A 3,484-nucleotide genomic window follows, 5' to 3' on the forward strand; every position below is an offset into this window, starting at 1 on the left:
CGTCGATAGCGCGGCGCGCGATGACATCCGCACCGTGCTGCGCGCCGCGCCCGACATGTCGCGTGCGCTGGCGCGGCTGTCGGTCGGACGCGGGGGCCCGCGCGATCTTGCGGGCTTACGCGACGGCGTCCTTGCCGCCGACCAGGCGCTGGCGCGACTTGCACAGATCGAAGCGCCGCCGGCGGAAATCATCGCCGTGATGGAAGCCTTGCGCCGGCCCTCGCGCGACCTCGCGCGCGAGTTCGAGCGCGCGCTCGCCGAACAACTGCCGCTGATCAAGCGCGACGGCGGCTTCATCCGCGAGAACTATGAGCCCGCACTCGACGAGAGCCGTAACCTGCGCGATGCCTCCCGCCTCGTCGTCGCCGCGATGCAGGCGCGCTACGCCGAGGATACCGGCATCAAGGCGCTCAAGATCCGCCACAACAACGTGCTCGGCTATTTCGTCGAGGTCACCGCCCAGCATGGCGACAAGCTGATGGCGCCACCGCTCAACGCGACCTTCATCCACCGGCAGACGCTGGCGGGGCAGGTTCGTTTTACCACGTCCGAGCTCGGCGAGATCGAAGCCAAGATCGCCAATGCCGGCGACCGTGCGCTCAATCTGGAACTAGAAGTCTTCGAGCGGCTCTCGGCAATGGCGCTCGCCGCCAGCGACGATCTGCGCGCCGCGGCGCACGCTTTCGCGTTGCTCGATGTGGCAACCGCGCTGGCGAAGCTCGCGGTCGACGATAATTACGTGCGGCCCGAGGTCGATGGCTCCCTCGGCTTCGCCGTCGAGGGTGGCCGGCATCCCGTGGTCGAACAGGCGCTGAAACGCGACGGCCAGCCATTCATCGCCAACGCCTGCGATCTCTCGCCGGGGCCTGCGCAGAAATCCGGCCAGATATGGCTGATCACCGGTCCGAACATGGCGGGTAAGTCGACGTTCCTGCGCCAGAATGCGCTGATCGCGTTGATGGCGCAGATCGGCTCCTACGTACCGGCGTCGCGCGCCCGGATCGGCGTCGTCGATCGGCTGTTCTCACGCGTCGGCGCGGCGGACGATCTCGCGCGCGGACGTTCGACCTTCATGGTCGAGATGGTCGAGACCGCTGTGATTCTCAACCAGGCCAGCGAACGCTCTCTCGTCATCCTCGACGAAATCGGCCGCGGCACCGCGACCTTCGACGGCCTGTCGATCGCCTGGGCCGCGATCGAGCATCTGCATGAAGCCAATCGCTGCCGCGCACTGTTCGCGACGCATTATCACGAGCTGACCGCGCTTTCGGCCAAACTGCCGCGGATGTTCAACGCTACCGTCCGCGTCAAGGAGTGGCAGGGCGACGTCGTATTCCTGCACGAGGTGCTACCCGGTTCGGCCGACCGTTCCTACGGCATCCAGGTCGCGAAGCTCGCCGGCCTCCCGCCTGCCGTCATCGCCCGCGCCAAGTCGGTGCTGGCCAAACTCGAAGCACAGGACCGCGGCCAGACCGCGCGCGCACTCGCCGACGATCTTCCCCTGTTCGCCGTCCCCTCCCGCGCCGCCGTGGAAGCGGCACCGCCGAGCGAGGCGGAGCTGTTGGTGGAAGCCGTGAAGGCGCTGCATCCCGACGAGATGTCGCCGCGCGAAGCGCTGGAGGCGCTGTATGCGCTGAAGGCGAAGCTGCCGAAGGGGTGAGAAGGCCGTAGCCCGCATGAGCGGAGCGATATGCGGGGCGCCGCGGGCACCGGACCCGCATATCGCTCCGCTCATGCGGGCTACGAAGCTGAGAAAGGCTGGATCAATTTTAGCGTGGCCGCGAAGCGGATGCTTCGCTTGCCCGCCAGCGCAATCGCCTCGATCTCGGCACCCTCGGCACTGCAGCGTCCCGAGAAGCCGATGCCAACCTCATGACCGCCGAACAGCGGATGCTCGTCCTTTGCTGGGGTGTGCTCCTGGTTGACGAACTCGCCCTTCCAGCGGCCATTCGCTGAGGTGTAGGCACCGAGATAATAGAAGAACGCGTCGCCGCCGAGGATGCGGCCGTCCTTCAGCAGCATCACGCCGGTCTGCCCGCCAGCGATGCCGTCCAGCATCCGAATGTTGATCGAATAAAGCCCGCTGACGATACCGCCTTCACCGACCGGTCCCGGCGGCGGGATGTCGTCATTGCCGAGCGGCGTCATAACCGCACGGAACACCGAGCCTGCGTCTTCCACGACGCAGCCTTCGAAGTGCCAGACGTAGCCCTGCGGCTTGCCGCGTATGCTGATCGTGACTGCGTCGGAACTGACCAGCGATCTCCGATGTGGCGATGGGCTGTGGCGCCGGGTCCTCAGCTTGGCGATGATTTCGCTGTCCACATTTTCGTAGGTGCCGAAGTGGGCGAATGCCGTATTGCCGCCGAGCATTATTCCGGCATGGGCGTACAGCACGCTGCGGCCGGTGCCTCCGCTGATGTCATACTCGACCTTGTACAATCCCTCCACTGCGCGCCCTCGTTCGGTCTCGGTGCCAGCTTAGCGGGTCTCGTCGCAGTCGGTAACCATCAAACTTGCGACCCGGCGCGTGCGGCCTTCCTGCGCCCGAGCCACCACAGGCTCAGGTTCCAGCCGATGCAGGTCGCGAGTGCGAGGCTGAGCCCCACCGCCGATCCGAACTGCAGCGCCGCGACATGCAGCACCGCAATCGCGATGCCGAGGCCGATCAAACCCCAGGCACTGTTGGCAAGCACGGCGGCCGTCGGCGGACCGCCGATGCGCGGATGCAGGATCAGCATCATCGAGGTGAACACGATCGGGAAAAGCGCGATCATGCCGCTGACCTTGGGGCCGACCCAGCTCGAAGTGGTGACCACGGTCGCCACCAGTGTCGCGACCAGCGATGCCCGCAGCGGGATGTCGTACCAGCGACGCCGGATCGGTGGCATCTTGGCGTGGCGATAGCGGGCGAGCAGCGGGACGCAGATGGCGTAAGCGATGGCGTTCGCGAGCAAGCCGCCGGCTAACGACCATTGCACCGAGCGGATGATGGCGGCGAGCGCGAACCATACGACGACCGCCGCGAGGCAACTGAGCAGCGCGCCATGGCGCTGCGCCAGCACGACGTAGACAAGCCCGAGGAAAATCGTTGCGGCGTTGATCGGCAGGCTCGCCAGCGCGCCCTCGGCGATGAAGGCGGCGTCATGATCGAGCGCGAGGAACACGTAGGACGGCCCTGCTGAAATCGGCAGTGTCGCGATCAGCGCGCCGATCACCGGGCCCGAGCGTTCGGTGACGATCGAAGCGGTCACCACGAACGCCGCGGTGATCGCCATGCGCAGGCCGAGCGTCAGGATGAAGGTGAGTTCGGGGGACATTGGCATTCTCTTACCCTCCCCTGGAGGGGGAGGGTCGACGCGCGTGTAACGCGCGGCGGGGCGGGGTGACGGTCTCTCCACATCCAACAGTGCCCGAGTGGAGAGATTACCCCACCCCGTCTCGCATTTCGCTTCGCTCATGCGAGCCGACCCTCCCCCTCCAG

The 3,484-nt window shown here is 66.4% G+C and carries 3 protein-coding genes; 1 reads left to right on the forward strand and 2 read right to left on the reverse strand.

Annotation, left to right across the window (positions count from 1 at the left end):
- Window positions 1-1,660, forward strand: a 1,660-nt coding sequence (mutS, locus tag CQ12_RS22965; RefSeq protein ID WP_157088412.1) for a DNA mismatch repair protein MutS, incomplete at its 5' end; no start/stop codon positions are given.
- Between the two features lie 80 nt (window positions 1,661-1,740).
- Here mutS and CQ12_RS22970 read toward each other — a convergent pair.
- Together CQ12_RS22970 and CQ12_RS22975 are read right to left on the reverse strand one after the other, a co-directional pair.
- Window positions 1,741-2,451 (reverse strand): hypothetical protein, encoded by a 711-nt coding sequence (locus CQ12_RS22970; RefSeq protein WP_057837577.1) that lies wholly within the window; start codon window positions 2,449-2,451, stop codon window positions 1,741-1,743.
- Window positions 2,452-2,510: 59 nt separating this feature from the next.
- Complete coding sequence (locus CQ12_RS22975; protein ID WP_057837578.1) at window positions 2,511-3,320, reverse strand: hypothetical protein; 810 nt, start codon at window positions 3,318-3,320, stop codon at window positions 2,511-2,513.
- Window positions 3,321-3,484 lie beyond the last annotated feature (164 nt).

The sequence above is a fragment of the Bradyrhizobium jicamae genome (assembly GCF_001440395.1).
Taxonomy (GTDB): Bacteria; Pseudomonadota; Alphaproteobacteria; order Rhizobiales; family Xanthobacteraceae; genus Bradyrhizobium; species Bradyrhizobium jicamae.

Excerpts from the sequence above, each read along its gene's own strand:
- CQ12_RS22975 (WP_057837578.1), bottom strand. The coding sequence starts at position 3,320 with ATGTCCCCCGAACTCACCTTCATCCTGACGCTCGGCCTGCGCATGGCG.